Source organism: Nitrospinota bacterium (genome assembly GCA_016208975.1).
In the GTDB taxonomy this organism is placed as follows: Bacteria; Nitrospinota_A; UBA7883; order UBA7883; family JACRLM01; genus JACQXA01.
The window spans coordinates 17678-31832 of the sequence record JACQXA010000002.1 but is presented as its reverse complement, the minus strand read 5'-3'; the positions used below and the strand labels follow the sequence as shown (position 1 = coordinate 31832).

General features: G+C 58.2%; 12 protein-coding genes. 2 read left to right on the top strand and 10 right to left on the bottom strand.

Annotated elements, in window-relative coordinates; genetic code table 11:
- Window positions 1-30: 30 nt before the first annotated feature.
- Genes HY751_01845 through HY751_01815 form a run of 7 tightly spaced genes read right to left on the bottom strand, consistent with a single transcriptional unit; the run spans window position 31 to window position 8003 of the window.
- Window positions 31-1452 (bottom strand): hypothetical protein, encoded by a 1422-nt coding sequence (locus HY751_01845; GenBank protein MBI4665132.1) that lies wholly within the window; start codon window positions 1450-1452, stop codon window positions 31-33.
- Between the two features lie 36 nt (window positions 1453-1488).
- Window positions 1489-3393 carry a transketolase gene (locus HY751_01840; GenBank protein ID MBI4665131.1) on the bottom strand — a complete coding sequence of 635 codons (1905 nt, stop codon included), beginning with the start codon at window positions 3391-3393 and terminating at the stop codon, window positions 1489-1491.
- A 30-nt stretch (window positions 3394-3423) separates the two neighbouring features.
- Window positions 3424-4152, bottom strand: a complete 729-nt coding sequence (locus HY751_01835) for an acylneuraminate cytidylyltransferase family protein (protein MBI4665130.1) — start codon at window positions 4150-4152, stop codon at window positions 3424-3426.
- A 5-nt stretch (window positions 4153-4157) separates the two neighbouring features.
- The gene (locus tag HY751_01830) at window positions 4158-5627 is read right to left on the bottom strand and encodes an aldehyde dehydrogenase (GenBank protein ID MBI4665129.1); all 1470 of its coding nucleotides are present in this window, start codon (window positions 5625-5627) and stop codon (window positions 4158-4160) included.
- A 13-nt stretch (window positions 5628-5640) separates the two neighbouring features.
- A complete protein-coding gene (locus HY751_01825; protein ID MBI4665128.1) occupies window positions 5641-6429 on the bottom strand; it encodes an SDR family oxidoreductase in 789 nt (262 codons plus the stop codon).
- An 11-nt stretch (window positions 6430-6440) separates the two neighbouring features.
- Window positions 6441-6950: an HAD hydrolase family protein gene (locus tag HY751_01820; protein ID MBI4665127.1), complete on the bottom strand. Its 510-nt coding sequence runs from the start codon at window positions 6948-6950 to the stop codon at window positions 6441-6443.
- Between the two features lie 3 nt (window positions 6951-6953).
- Window positions 6954-8003 (bottom strand): N-acetylneuraminate synthase family protein, encoded by a 1050-nt coding sequence (locus HY751_01815; GenBank protein MBI4665126.1) that lies wholly within the window; start codon window positions 8001-8003, stop codon window positions 6954-6956.
- 286 nt (window positions 8004-8289) lie between these two features.
- Here HY751_01815 and HY751_01810 point away from each other — a divergent pair, with 286 nt between their 5' ends.
- On the top strand, window positions 8290-9210 hold the full coding sequence (locus HY751_01810; protein ID MBI4665125.1) for a nitroreductase family protein: 921 nt from the start codon (window positions 8290-8292) through the stop codon (window positions 9208-9210).
- 3 nt (window positions 9211-9213) lie between these two features.
- Window positions 9214-10572 carry a hypothetical protein gene (locus tag HY751_01805; GenBank protein MBI4665124.1) on the top strand — a complete coding sequence of 453 codons (1359 nt, stop codon included), beginning with the start codon at window positions 9214-9216 and terminating at the stop codon, window positions 10570-10572.
- Between the two features lie 13 nt (window positions 10573-10585).
- On the opposite strand, the gene HY751_01800 is transcribed toward HY751_01805, so the two are convergent.
- From HY751_01800 to HY751_01790, 3 genes are read right to left on the bottom strand one after another with little or no spacing between them, the layout of a single operon-like run.
- The gene (locus HY751_01800; GenBank protein ID MBI4665123.1) at window positions 10586-11344 is read right to left on the bottom strand and encodes a glycosyltransferase; all 759 of its coding nucleotides are present in this window, start codon (window positions 11342-11344) and stop codon (window positions 10586-10588) included.
- Window positions 11323-12090, bottom strand: coding sequence for a class I SAM-dependent methyltransferase (locus HY751_01795; protein MBI4665122.1), 768 nt, complete (start codon window positions 12088-12090; stop codon window positions 11323-11325). Before HY751_01795 ends, HY751_01800 begins: the two co-directional genes overlap by 22 nt.
- A 1-nt stretch (window position 12091) precedes the next feature.
- On the bottom strand, window positions 12092-14110 hold the full coding sequence (locus HY751_01790; protein MBI4665121.1) for a hypothetical protein: 2019 nt from the start codon (window positions 14108-14110) through the stop codon (window positions 12092-12094).
- Window positions 14111-14155: the final 45 nt, after the last annotated feature.

Sequence of the window (14155 nt, the reverse complement as noted above, 5' to 3'; positions counted from 1 at the left end):
GAAAACGCGGCGCCATGCCTGTTATTGATATCAGCGGGTAAGAGCCGGTGAGGGGGCCATGGAGGTTTCCAAAATGTTATCAACCACCCTTGTTACGGCCATGCCGTCCAACTCGCCCACCAATGTTTTCGCCAACGCCCGGCGGTTGGGGGATAGTTCGTTGAAGTTGTCCAGCGCCCGGCTTATTCCGTGTGCCACCTCGTCAAAATCATCCGCGCGGTAGAACGCGCCGGACTCCATAATCTCGCGGTAATGGAACATGGTGTAGTTGCCGATGGAGTTGTTGACGCCCGCTGGCGCTCCTTCGTCGTATGTTACGCCCACCAGGGGCCTGTCGTTCACAAGACTGTCCAGCAATACGCTACCGCCGGTGCAAACCACCGCCGAGACATGGCGCAATAACATGGCCAGCTCGTCCATGTCGCCCAGCGTGTCGCTCTGCACGTGGACGCCGGGCATGTTTAATAGCGCCGAGAACCGCTCTTTCCACCGGATGTCTTTGGGATGGGGCCGCGCCACGGCCTGCCACTTATCCGGCCCGCCGTTGGCGTTCCGCCATTTTAAGATCCGCTCGAACAGGTTTGGCTCGTAAGGGGCGTTTATCTCCGTGTTGCCCGCCATCAGCACGCAGGGCTTTGATGGATCAAGCCCCCAGCTTTTCATTTTCGCGGCGTAATCCGCCACCGGGCGGGAGAGGGAATATTTATCCATCAGCGGCCAGCCGGTTATCCGGGCCTTTTCGCGGGATACGCCGTGATAACGCTCCAGCGAGTCCACCATTATGCCGTTCTGGACTATATAGGCGTCGTAATAAGCGGGCAGCGCCCCTTTTCCCACAAGATGGTCCCAGCTGGCCACATAATTCACCGTCCGCAGACCCATCCTTTTCGCCGTGTAAGCGAAAGGGTGGACCGTGGGGGTTTGCGAGTTGTTCACAACCAGACAATGGGCGTTATGTTTTTCGAAGAATCTGGCGATGCCGGGATGGATGAAACGCAGACCCGAAAAATACCAGGCCCGCATAAGGTCGTAAACAGCCTTCCAATGGGGCAGGGGCCCCGCCGTGTCCGGGTTGTGGAAAAGGTTCTTGTGTCCTTTCTGCCTTTTTCCCTCGTTGAAACCATGCGTCATGGCAAGCCGCATGGCCAGCGGGTAAAAGCCTATATACGGCTCCAGCCTCTGGTCAATGTACATATGCGCCTTGCGCGCCAGGCCCAGCTCCACACCCTCGAACACATCGGCAAGGGTGAAGAATTTAACGTTTGGGAACCGCCGGGCGTACTCCTCCCTTTTGGAGCTTTCATGGGCCAGCAGGCCGATGACCGGCATGGGAGACCGAGCGGCCAACTCCGCCAGGATGCCGCTTTCCATGAACACGCGGGTACACATGGATTCGGACATCATCACCACGACGCTTCCGCTTTCGCGGGTATTTGAATATGGTTCGGGCATGAACATCTTTAAAAGGATTGAACCGCTATTAGCAGGCTATATGGACTTTATAATTCGTTCCGCGATGGAGGCCGCGTCCAGCCCGCAGGCTTTCAACACTTCATCGTTCTGGCCGCAGGGGATAACGCCGTCTTCCACCCCGATGGTAACAAACTTCACGCCTTCCGCCGCGCCAAGGGCCGCCAGCTGGCTCTGGATGAACCTGCCCTGTCCGCCTTCCATATAGTGGTTGTCCAGCGTCACCACAACCTTGAATCCGGCCGTGGTTTCTTTCAGCCAATCGCCGTCCACCCGGTTGAGCCACGGCAGGTTCACGATTTTTATGGTTATGCCATCGGCTTTCAACATATCCGCCGCCTTGAAAGCTTCGGCCATCATCACCGGGCCGTAACCGATGACCACCGCAACCGCGCCTTCTTTAAGCGTCACGCCGTGGCCGCGTTCAAACTTGTAGCCTTGCGGCAGGTTGAACGGTATTTCCACCGGTATGGAAACCAGGCGCAGATAGGTGGCGCCTTTGGCGTGGTTGACGCAGTAATCCACCGCCATGCCCACTTCCGCCTCGCAACAGGGCTCTATAAGCTCCATCCCCGGGATGGCGGAGAGGGAGGCGATGTCGCGGATACATTGGTGCGAATGGCCCGGCATGCCAGGCACGGCCCCGGCCAGCGAGCCCACATACATAACCCGTGTAAGCTCCGTGGCGTTGTTGAAAATCTGCTCGTTGGGCCGGGTGGAAAGGAAACAGGCGAAGGAATGGGCCACCGGCAAAAACCCTTTCAAGGCCATGCCACCCGCCTGGGACACCATGTCCTGCTCGGCGATGCCGCACTCGATGAACCTGTCGGGATAGCTCTTCTCGAAAGCGATAAGCCCGGTGTCCAGCGCCAGATCGGCGCTTAAAACCACGAGGTTTTCATTTTTCCCGCCCTGCGCCGCTATGGCCTCCGAATAGGCCCCCACAAGCTTTTGCGGATTTTGAGGCGTGGGCCTTTCAGGTCTTTTTATTGTTGCAAGTTTTAACGGCTCCGCCCCAGCTTTTTCCAGGGCCGTGTCCACTTCCGCCAGCAATAGCGCCACGCCAGCCATATAGCTGTCCACATCCGGCGCGCCGCTGTGGAACTTGTACAGCCGGTCTTCCGCCGTGAAATTTATGGACTCCATGGGGCCGGCCCCTTTACCCTTCACCGTGTCGGCGATGAGAAGTTTCGGTTTGCCGGTAACCGCGTCCAGTTTCTTCAACGCGGAGTCCAGCGCTGTCATGTCGTGCCCGTCGCATCGTTCCACGGCCCATCCGTGGGCTTTCACCCGCGCCACAAGGTCGCCAAGGTCGGACACCTTCGACACCAGAGTGTCCGACTGGAGCTTGTTGTGGTCCACAATGGCCGTGATGCAGTCCACACCCCGGTTGACGGTGGGCTGGAGCGATTCCCAGAACTGCCCCTCCTGCAACTCCCCGTCGCCAAGAAGCACGTAATAATGGCGTTTCTCCCCTTTCAACCGGTCGGCCAGCGCCATGCCCCGGGCCTTGGATATGCCCATGCCCAAAGAGCCGGTGTTGGTTACGATGTGCGGGGTGTTTATGTCCGGATGGCCCGGCAGGCCGTTATACCGGCGCAGTTTGTTTATGTTGTCGAACGGCAACAGCCCCAGCCCGATGAAGGCCGAGTATAGACCAGGAATGTCGTGCCCCTTGGACGAAAAATACACATCGCCGCCGGGCGCGCCCATGCCCCGTTCCAGATAGAGGTATGAAACGATGTCCAGACTGCTCAAAGAGCTTCCCACATGGCCGGAGCCCGCGTGGGAGATCATGTATAGGGTGTTCAACCGGCAAACGTTGGCGAAAATGGAGGCCCTCGTCAAACCACCGGTTTTCAGGCTTCGAATCCGTTCCAGCTCGGAATATTCAGCGTAACAAAGCTCGTCCTTGGAAATCACTTTTAAACCTTCCGTGAGTCTAAAGAAATTCTAAATCCAGTCCGCCTTAACCCGGCCGTCGGCCAGCAGTTTTTCGGCCAGCTCCCAGTCGTCCTGGTTGTTTATGTCGAACCCCTCGTACCCTTCAGTGAGGAACGGGACCATGGTGGCCCCGGCGATGGTATGGTTTTCCAGCGGCGCGCGAACCCAGGCTATCTCCAGGCTGGCGTTCTGCACATACACTTCCGGCAATGCCTGATATGGCGTGCTGTGCCACGGCTGGCTTTCCGGCCCGAAGGGGATTAGAGGCAGTAACCGGTTCTGGCGTATCACCCACATCTTGCAAGGATGCTCATGGCATTTTTCCACGGCCCGCAGGCTGTCCACCCCCGGCTGGCTGGTGAAGGCGGCCCAGGCGCGTTTAATGGTGTCCGGCGAGCGGAAGGGGCTTGTGGGGCGCAAAAGGGCGAAAGCGTCGTACACCCGCCCCTGCTCCTTCAACTTGGTTAATGTGAACTCTATCCACTCGATATCCGGCGACAACGCCCCGGCCAGCGCCACGGGCCGCATGAAAGGAACTTCCGCGCCGTACTGTCTGGCTATCTCCGCCGTCTTTTCATCGTCTGTGGAGACTATCACCGATGAGAACACCCCGCTTTGAACGGCGGCGCGGATGGTGTAGGCAATGGCCGGATGGCCCCCAAGCGGGCGGATGTTTTTACCCGGTACCCGCACGGAACCGCCCCGCGCCGGGATGAGAGCGACCACCGAAGGTTTTATGCCGCTCACGCAAGCCCCGGAATGGTGTTGACGCTGATGTTCTTTAATTCCGTGTAAACGTCCAGCGCCTCGGTTCCCGGCTCCCGCAGGCCGTTACCGGAATTTTTCACACCGCCGAAAGGCATGTGCGGCTCGCTACCGTATGTGCCCGCGTTCACGTTCACCACGCCTGCCTGTACCCTGCGGGCGAACTCCAGCGCCCGGTGGACGCTGGACGTATGGATGCAGGCGGTAAGGCCGTATTCCGAATCGTTGGCCATCGCCACGGCTTCTTCGAATCCATTCACCCTGTAAAGGCAGGCGATGGGGCCGAACAGCTCCTTGCGCGAGATCTCCGCCGATGGGGCCGCCCCTTCGATAAGCGTGGGGGCCATGTAATAACCACCCGCATGCGCGCCGCCGGTAAGCCTTGTTCCGCCGGTCAATATCTTCGCCCCTCCGGCTTTCGCGTTTTCCACGGCGCTTATCATGTTGTTGAGTTGCCGCTCGTTTATCACCGGGCCCAAATCGTCATCATCGGCGGAGCCCACTTTCTGGCTTTGCGCCGCTTTCAGCAAAGCGGCCCGGAACGTGTCGTAAACCTTGTCGAACACGATCACCCGGCTGGCGGCGGCGCACCGCTGGCCCGCGTTGGAGAAGGCGGAAAGGGCCGTCCATTTCACGGCGTTTTCCATGTCCGCGTCGTCGCACACCACCATGGGGTTTTTGCCGCCCAGCTCCAGGAACACCTTGGCCAGCCGTTCCCCGGCGGTTTTGGCAATCCAGCGGCCCGTGGCGGTGGAGCCGGTGAAACTTATCAAATCCACCCCCGGATGTTCCACCAGCGGCGCTCCCGCTTCCGCCCCCAGCCCCTGGATGACGTTTAACACGCCATCAGGCAATCCCGCGTCTTTTGCGATCTGCGCGAAGGCCCAGGCGGTCATGGGGGTGTCTTCCGAAGGTTTTAAAATGGCGGCGTTGCCGCATATCAGCGCCGGGAAAACTTTCCAGGCAACGTTGGCGATGGGGGTGTTGGAGGCTATTATCAAACCCGCCACCCCCACCGGCTGGCGGATCATCATCGAAGTGCGTTCCGCCATGGCCGAGGTGGTGGTTTTGCCGTAAAACCTGCGCCCCTCGCCCGCCATGAAAAAACCCTGCTCCACGGCCCCGCCGGTTTCGCCCAGGGCGTCTTTTACGGACTTGCCGGTTTCCAGATGGACCACCTGGGCCATCTCGTGCGCCCGTTCCTGCAGGAGTATGGAAATCTTCCGCAATATGGCGCCCCGTTCCACCGGCGTGGTTTTAGCCCAGCCGGGCTGGGCCTTCCGGGCGGAGGCCACCGCCAGTTCCACATCGTCTTTCCCGGACCGGGCAACCTTGCAGAGGGTTTTCCCCGTGGCCGGATTGGGTTTTTCGAATGTGGCTCCGCTAATGGCGTTGCGCGGGTTGTTGTCTATCCAGTTCTGGACGTAATCCGTAATCAAATCGCTCATTATCAATCCACCATCACCAAAGGGTGAACCCGCCGTCCACCTGGAGGTTTTGCCCCGTAACGTAGGAAGAAGCCTCCGACGCCAGGAACACCAGCGGGCCCTTCAAATCTTCATTTACGGCCATCCGGCCCATGGGGACGCGGGAGTTGAACTTGCGTTTGAACTCCTCGTCCTGCCCGCCCAGCACGCCGCCGGGAGACAATGCGTTCACCCGCACACCGTTGGGCCCCCAATGGGTGGCGAAATATTTCGTGAGGTTGAGCACCGCCGCTTTGGACGCGCCATAAGCGGGGGGTTTTAGAAACGGCGGGTCGCCCTCGATATGGTCGTAAAGCCTCACGTCCGGCGATACGGTGGCGTAAAGCGAACCGATGTTTATGATGCTCCCCCGCCCTTCTTTGGCCATCAATCCGCCGAACACCTGGCTTACCAGGAAAACGCCATAAACGTTCACCGTGAGGGTTGGCAGGAAGAAATCTTTGGGGATATTGTCCAGCGTGAAAGCCTGCCCCGGTTTGGGCGGCTGGTCTATCCCGGCGTTGTTCACGAGGACATGGGGGACGCCGAAGGTTTTAACACATTCACCGGCCGCCGTTTCCAGCGCATCACGATCCAGAACGTCGGCCCGGCCAAGTTTTATTTTGGCGCCGTATTTTTTGGAAAGCGCCGAAAAAGCGTCCGACTCTTTCGCCGAGGGATGGTCCAGGCAATAAACGCCGGCCCCGGCGGATAGTAAAGCCTCCACCCACACGGGCCCCAGTTTTCCCAGCGCCCCGGTGACCACGGCGGTTTTCCCGGCCATATTGAACAGGCTCACCGGTTAACCCCCTCCCGCGCATGGTAAAACCAGTCGCACACTTCCCGCACGGCCCCGTGGCCGCCAACCTTGCCGGTAACGAAAAACCCGCTCAACCTGACCTCCTCCTGCGCGTCGGCCACCACAATTGGAATACCCACGGCATGGAGACAGTCCAGATCGTTTATGTCGTTGCCCACATAGGCTATCTTCGAAAGGCTTATGCCCCTGTCCGCCGCGATGGAGTTGAGTTTCACCAGCTTGTCCGCCACGCCCTGATGGCATTCAACTTTCAGTTTTCTGCCCCGGGCGCACACCACGCCGTTTTCCTCGGTGGAAAGGATGATCATGTCGAACCCGGCCTTTCGCAGGCGGGATACGCCCATGCCGTCGCTCCGGTCGCACTTGACCGCCTCGCGCCCGTCTTCGAAAACGTACACGGCGTTGTCGGTCATAACGCCGTCGAAATCGAAAACCAGGAGGCGCATTTCGCGGATAAGCGAGTCGTCCGGTTTTTTAGCGGCCATAGTTTATTCCAGCACCGCGAACATGATGTCGTCGTCGGTTTTAAGCTCGTGTTTGAGCTTTTTGCCGATGACATGTTCCATCTCGTAAGGCTGGAGGCCGTCGCCGGGGCTTTTCATGGCGATGTCTTCCCTTGTGAGCGTATGCCCCTTGGGCAGTTCTTTGGCCGCCACCAGTTTCTTGCCCATTTTCACCATGGGGGACTTTTCGCATTCATGCACCCTTTTCTGGGAGCTACCCAGGGCAACGCGCACCCGTTTCAAATCCCGCACCAGCTTGCGCAAACCCACAGGCTCCAGCGAGAAGGCGTGGTCCGTCCCCCTCATGGCGCGGTTTAGCGTGAAATGCTTCTCTATCACCCTTGCGCCCAGCAGGTACGCCACGGGCCCCATGGCGATGCCGTTGGAATGGTCCGAAAGGCCTATCACCACATCCTCGAACCGTTCGCGGTAGGTTTTTATCACGTTGAGGTCCAGATGGGCGTAATCGCACGGGTAGGACGCGGTGCATTGAAGGATGCTCAGGTTCTTGTTTATGGGCATGATGGTGTCGTAAATCCGGTGCACGTCCTCCATGGAGCATCCGCCGGTGGAGAGTATCAACGGTTTGCCGAAAGCCGCCAGGTATTTCATCAACGGCGTGGTTTTGGCGTCGCCGGAGGCGATTTTGAAACCCTGTACGCCCAGCTCGTTCAAAAGGTCGGCGCTGGCGAAATCGAAAGCGGTGGAGAGGAAATCTATCTCCAGCTCCCCGGCGAAATTGATAAGCTCCTTGAACTGGTCCTTTGAAAGCTCCAGCGCCTCGCGGTGAAGGCCGTAGGTGGGGCCGTAGGACAGCTCGTTGTCGTACGGCTTGTCGTAATAGGCTTTCGTGAAGAGGCTCCGGTTGTCCCGTTTCTGGAACTTCACCGCGTCGGCCCCGCATTCCCTGGCCACCCGGATCATCTCCTTGGCGGTCTCGAAGTTGCCCTGGTGGTTGTGCCCTATTTCCGCTATGACGTAGCAGTCGCTATCGTCATGGATGTGCCTGTCCCCTATTTTTAGCTCCCTTGCCATGTACATTCCTTCAGTTAAAACTGTTCAACTGGCCCCATAAAAAATGGGGTATTATACCACCTGGCGGCATATGGGGCCGCCATGCGTTTTTTCCGGTGGCGTTTCAGTTTGAATCCCAAATAACAGACAGATCCTTCACTTCGCTTGCGCTTCGCTCAGGATGACAATGTTATCAACGGCTTTTATATTGCCGTTCTGGGCGTAAGTGAAGAATCTCCCCTGTACTTTCAAACTGGGACACTACCTTTTTTCCACATATATTAAGGTTCGCGCCTAAAGTACCGCCATGTTTCCCGGTTTTCAAAAATATCGCATCTTCGCCCAGGCGGCCCGGCGCGCCATCCTGTCTTACAGCCGGGAAATGGCCTATTATTTCCGGGCCAAAATCACCCTGCCGGTCCATGAGGACAACAGACTGCTTCTCATAAGGAAACGCACCCACCACCTGGAGCGGTGCCTTTTCAAACCCGGGGCCTATGTCGGGAATTTCGCCGAATCTGTCCACGCCGAGCTTGTGGAACTGCTCCAAACCACCCCGGACATTCCCAAACGCCTGCTCCATTGGACAAAAAAGGTTATGGGCGAGTACGAGGGGATGAGCGGCGCCTGCGCATGTCCCATGATGCAAGAAAACGTCCATGTCCATCAACCGGCGGTGGATCCCGGGCATCTATTAAGGCTCATGCGCGCCCGGCGCACCCGCCGGTTCTGGCTGAACGAGCCTTTGACCGACGAACAACGGGCGAAGATAACCGAGGCGTCGCAACTTACTCCCTCTTCGTGCAACCGCCAGCCGTTGTCCCTCATTTTCGTGGAGGAGCCGGAGCTAAAAAAGTTCATCACGGGCGCCATCGGCGGCGGTTACCAATTCTTCAACGACGCGCCGGCCATTATCGTGGCAGTATCCGACGGGCGGGATTACCGCTATCCGGACGACAGGGTCACCCCCTACGCCGAGGCGGGGGCCGCCATCCAGAACATCTATCTTGTGTGCGAGACCATGGGGCTGGGCGCCTGCTGGGGCTCTTTCACCAGTTTCAACAACGTGGGGGACGAGGCGGAGGTCCGCCGGAGACTTGGCATCCCTGATACTCATCTCATCGTGGCGGCGCTGGCCGTGGGCCGGTCTAACCAGTTCGTATGCTCCATCCCCCGGGACGAGCCTCACGCCAGGTTCTCCATCAACCGTTTCCCGGAAGGAAAGTAGCCCATGACCAACGAGGAGATCAACTCCCGCGCCCGCGAGCTTATCGCCATCATCAAGCGGAGGTTCCTGCGGCCCGACGGGCTGATGGCCCGGGCCTATCCGCCGGGGAAACGCACCATATTCGACAATTTCGACGACGTGGTCCCCTTCTTCGCACATTTCGGCGAGCTGGATTTCCTGCTGGGCCAGGTCCACATCATCGCAAAGAACGGCGACTCCATGTTCACCCTGCTCCCCACCGGCGGCGTGATGCGCGCCCGGGAGATGGACGAATGGCTTGGCGGCCTTTACGCGGTGTACAGGGCCACCGGCGACAAGGTTTGTTACAGGCTCCTCCACGAGTCGCTGGATTTCGTCATCAACAAAATGATGGATGGGGGGTTCCTCTCCGCCGCTTATCTTATTCCCAACAAAAAGGCCGTGCGATATTACGAACCCTGGTCCGCCGGAATCCTCGAAGTCCTCTGCGAAATGAGGGGCGACTTCCCCAAGGCGTTCGAGCAGGCCCAGGCGGTTTTGCGCGGATGGGTTGGCGATGATTATTTCAAGGCCCACGGGCTGTTCCCCTACCTTATGCACGAGTCCACCCTGAAAAAGGGGCTTCAAAAACTTGTTTTCCATAAAAACAGGCCGGTAACCATTTACCAGACCGAGCCGGTGTTCGAAAAGGGGCGTGGCGCAAAAGCGCTGGCGGTGTACGCCATCGAGCGATACCGGTTCGAGACCGCCTCCTGCTGGTACAGCTTCCTGATGAAAAGCAATTCCACAGCCGCTTTCGCCCTGCTGGAGTTTTACCAGGCCACCGGGGCCGGTGAATGGCTTGCCGCCCTGGACAGCTGGATAACCTCCGCCACGGCCAACTTCGTTAAAGACGGCGACGTGTATATGGAATGGCATCCCAAATCCGGCTTGATAAAAGACCCCACCGTGACTCCGGCGTTCATTCTGGCGGACCTGATATGCGACTCCGTGGCGGCCCACAAGGATTTCGCCCGGTTCATGCCGGTGGTGAAAAGCGTACTGGACCGGCAGATGGAACGCAGGCTGGCCAACGGGCTTATCCCGTACAAGGAAGACGGCTCCCCCGCCCATATGGACAGCCAGGTGGATTTTTCCATATCGCTGAGAAGATACGCCGAGCTTTCCGGCGACGAAACGTATGCCACAGCCTCAACCACGCTGGTGGAAACCGCCATCCGGGAGTATTACACCCCCGAAGGTTACCGGACCTACACCCACGGCCCCAACAGGGACCATATTGACCCCAAATACAACGCGCTTTTCCTGAAGGGCATGATAAACCTGCTCACAAAAGGCCAGCCCATATACCCCAAACTGCGCGACATATTTAAAGACAGGTAAGGCCCGCGCGCCGTTATCCATATATTTCCGGCGAGTATTTCAAAGCTATTTTGAGCATGTCCAGCCCCCCCGCGAAAAAATGCCCCGTGCGGATCTTTGACCCGGCCACGTCCGCCCATTGTTCCAGCGGATATTCGTAGGCGATATCCTCCAGCCGTTTGCCGCCATCTTTTTTAAGGGCGATTTGCAGACGGGCCAGAAGCTCCACATCGAATATCCATCTGCTGGCGAAAGGCCCGGCCAGCGCGTTTTTTAGCCTGTCGTTGACGCGGAATATTTTTGCGCCGCACTGGGTGTCGTAAACCTTGGTGTTTATGGCGATGCTAGCCACGGTGGCGAAAACCCGGCCAAGGTAATGGCGGGTCATTTTGCGCTCTATGCGCCGCCCCATCAAACCCACCCGGGAGCCTATCACAAGCTCCGCGCCGGTCTTGACCATGGTGGCCACGAACCGGTCAATGTCCGCCAGGGGGGTGGCCAGGTCCGCGTCCCAATAGCCCACAATCTTGCAATCGCCCCGCATTGCTTCCAGCAAACCGCGCCGCACGGCCTCGGCCTTGCCGCCGTTACGCTCAAGATTTATGACTACCACGCTATCGGGCCGTTGGGAGCGGATATTCTCCAGCTCCGCCAGGGTGGCGTCGCGGCTACCGTCATTTACGAAATAAAACTTAAGATATCCGTTTTCGTCCAGCGCGCTGATGAACCCGGCGGGATTCAGCCGCGCCGCTTCGTTGTAACAGGGGACTATTATGGCCGTTCTTTCACGCATAGCGCCCACGCTGAAAGGCCCGGAAGTTTTATCCCGGACATTTTGTTTATGGCAAGGAGTATCGCGTTGTCCATTCTCATCAGGTATTCTAACGATTTGGTGACGGCGTAACCATGCTCCCAGCCTCCAACGCCGGTGATTTTAGCAGGTGGCCGGTTGAAAAGCTTCTGGAACACCACGGAAACCAGCCTGGGCAACAACAGAAGGCCGAAAAGGTAGCCGGAACGGGCCACTTTCAACCCCGCCCGGCCCGCCAGCGCTTCCAGCTCCGTCAGGCTGTATCTTCGGTGATGACGCAACATTTCGTCGTGGGATGACATCAACCCGTGAAAAGCCGGGGCGGTAAGCAGTATTTTCCCATTATCGTCCATATGGCTACCGGCGACCTTTTTCAGCAGGGCCGTATCATCCTTCTCATGCTCCACCACGTCAAGCATAAGGACAAGGTCGAACTTTTGCCCTTCGATGGCGGCGTAATCGTTCACGAACGCCGCGCCACGGGAATTGCGGTTGGCCTCGTCCATCTGCTCCGGGGTGAAATAAACGTCTATGCAGGTTAGAGATGTAGCCTGACCGCCCGCAAAAAGGCTGGCGCTTACAAACCCGTCGCCACACCCCACATCCAGCGCTTTCAGCGGAGTTGCGCCAAGGGCGTCGCGCAGAATGCCGCGAATGGCGGCCAGCCGGGCCGTCTCCCAGGGGTGGCGGCATGCGCCGGGCGCTGAACCGGCCTCTACCAGATCCATCTTATGAACCCGCTTTCAACAGCCTGTACGGCCCGTTGCGCGATATCTCGGTGAGCCCGAATCGCGCAATGTCGCCCGGAATGTTGTTTGGGAAACTTTCGTTTATGAAAAGGTGGGTGATATGGTTTTTCTGCAAATAGGCCGCGTTCTCGCCGTCGAACGGGCGCGCCCAGAACCATTTCACCTCTTGCAACCTGTCGTGGTCGCTTTGGCTGTGGAGGTTGTTGTACACGAAGTTGGACGCGAAAAACTGGTGTCCGAACAAAGCCGGGTAAAGCACGTTGCGATACTGGCGCCGGTTCTCCTCCACCGGGTAGGAGCTTTGGTTCGTGAAAATCACCGCGTCCAGCGGGGCGTTTTTGAGCGCCTCTTTCACCTGGCGGGTGTCCACCGACTCGCTGTAATAAGAAGGAGGCCGCACATATCCCAACGCGAACACGATTACGCTTGCCGACACGCACAGCGCCGTAAGGCGTTTGAGCCATGGCTGGAAGTTTCCGTATGTCTCATATATGAGCGCCGCGCCGGAGAAGGTAAGGAACGCCGCGCCCACTTTCAGCGAATGCGCGGCGAACCCGGATTTTGTGTATGTGGAGTCATAAGAGACGCCCAAAAGCTCCATATAGGCCTTGTTGAGTTGTTCCCCGGCCTTGAACACGATGATGAAAGGAAGAAGATACAGCAAAGCGAAGCTTCCGATGGCGTAAGCGTGGGGCCCCAGCAGTTTTTTGATTTCGCCTGCGCCTTTTGAATAAAGAAGCCACGCCATATAAACCGCAGGCCCGGCGAAAACGAACAGGGAGCCCATGCGGATCATGTTCGATATGAACACCGCGACCCACTTGTACACCCCTTCCATAGGCCAGCCGGGCAAGGACCAGGCCCAATCCACCATAACCGACACCAGCGAAAAGTAATCCGCTCCGTAACCGCGCCCAAGCCTCATGCCGAACCCTTCCAGGCCCAACATGCCATACATCTGCAACAGCGCCATCACGGCCAGCGCCACAAAACCGGCGAGTAGCGGTTTTATATCCTTACGCGCCGCCAGCGCCCAGCCCGCGTATAAAACATACGCCAGCGCGAACGAAATGAATCCTTGCGGCCGCACGAAGCTTACATATCCCAGTAAAGGCGCCGCAAGGAAATACCGGCGGAACATCAGCAGGCCGATAAAAGGTATCATCAGGCTGAACACATACAGCTCCGGCCCCACCATGCCGTTGGTCATGAATAGCTGGGGCTGGAAATAGGACTCGTAACCGGGAAGGCGGGATGGGTCCCGGGAGAACAACAGCCAATAGACCGCCAAACCCATATCCAGGTTGAAAAACAGGAAGAACGCCGCGAAGGCCAATACAAGGGCGCCGCTGTTCTCGGCGATCTTCTTCCCGCCCGGGCGGAGTAATACCAGTAAAAACCCGCCCAGAATAAACAACCGCGCCAATACGCTTGTTACAACGTAGTGGGATATCCCCACAGGTATGAAGAACGCCTTGGCCATTAGCGAGCTTACAAGCGAATAACCGAAATGGTAGTGGGTGTCCTTCCCGGCGAAGGAAAGGTCTTTAGGAACGCAATCGTTCATCAACGCTTCGGCGTGGGAGAGGTGCCACGGCTGGTCCACGTATAAGAAGATGTCGGGCGTGGGCGACAGGCCGTTAAAATAAAGATGCCAGAACACCGGCAGGTTCACTATGACCACCATCCCGGCCAGCAGGAAGCCTTCCCATTTCGCCCGGCCGCCGACATCGCCTGCGCTGGCTATGGGCTTGTTCCATCCCACCGCGCCGATGGCCGCGCCAAGCGCCACCGCGCCTGAAAGCCACCATGCGCCGCCCATCATGCACAATAGCTGGCGGAACACGGCAAGCAACGTGACAAAGGTTAACCCCCGCACGGCCAGGTCGGCGAATTCCGCCATGGGCCCGCGGCCGTTTTTCACGTTGGCCACGAACCACCATCCGAATACGCCAAACGCCACCCAGCAAGGGATGGCGAAGATCAATTGAAGAGTCACTTAGATGATGATTTTATAAATGGCCGGGAATGGCTGGGTTGGGCA

Coding starts and splice junctions, on each gene's coding strand:
- HY751_01845 (MBI4665132.1), bottom strand. CDS start 1,452: ATGCCCGAACCATATTCAAATACCCGCGAAAGCGGAAGCGTCGTGGTG.
- HY751_01815 (MBI4665126.1), bottom strand. CDS start 8,003: ATGGCAAGGGAGCTAAAAATAGGGGACAGGCACATCCATGACGATAGC.
- HY751_01810 (MBI4665125.1), top strand. CDS start 8,290: ATGTTTCCCGGTTTTCAAAAATATCGCATCTTCGCCCAGGCGGCCCGG.
- HY751_01820 (MBI4665127.1), bottom strand. CDS start 6,950: ATGGCCGCTAAAAAACCGGACGACTCGCTTATCCGCGAAATGCGCCTC.
- HY751_01825 (MBI4665128.1), bottom strand. CDS start 6,429: ATGGCCGGGAAAACCGCCGTGGTCACCGGGGCGCTGGGAAAACTGGGG.
- HY751_01795 (MBI4665122.1), bottom strand. CDS start 12,090: ATGGATCTGGTAGAGGCCGGTTCAGCGCCCGGCGCATGCCGCCACCCC.
- HY751_01830 (MBI4665129.1), bottom strand. CDS start 5,627: ATGAGCGATTTGATTACGGATTACGTCCAGAACTGGATAGACAACAAC.
- HY751_01805 (MBI4665124.1), top strand. CDS start 9,214: ATGACCAACGAGGAGATCAACTCCCGCGCCCGCGAGCTTATCGCCATC.
- HY751_01800 (MBI4665123.1), bottom strand. CDS start 11,344: ATGCGTGAAAGAACGGCCATAATAGTCCCCTGTTACAACGAAGCGGCG.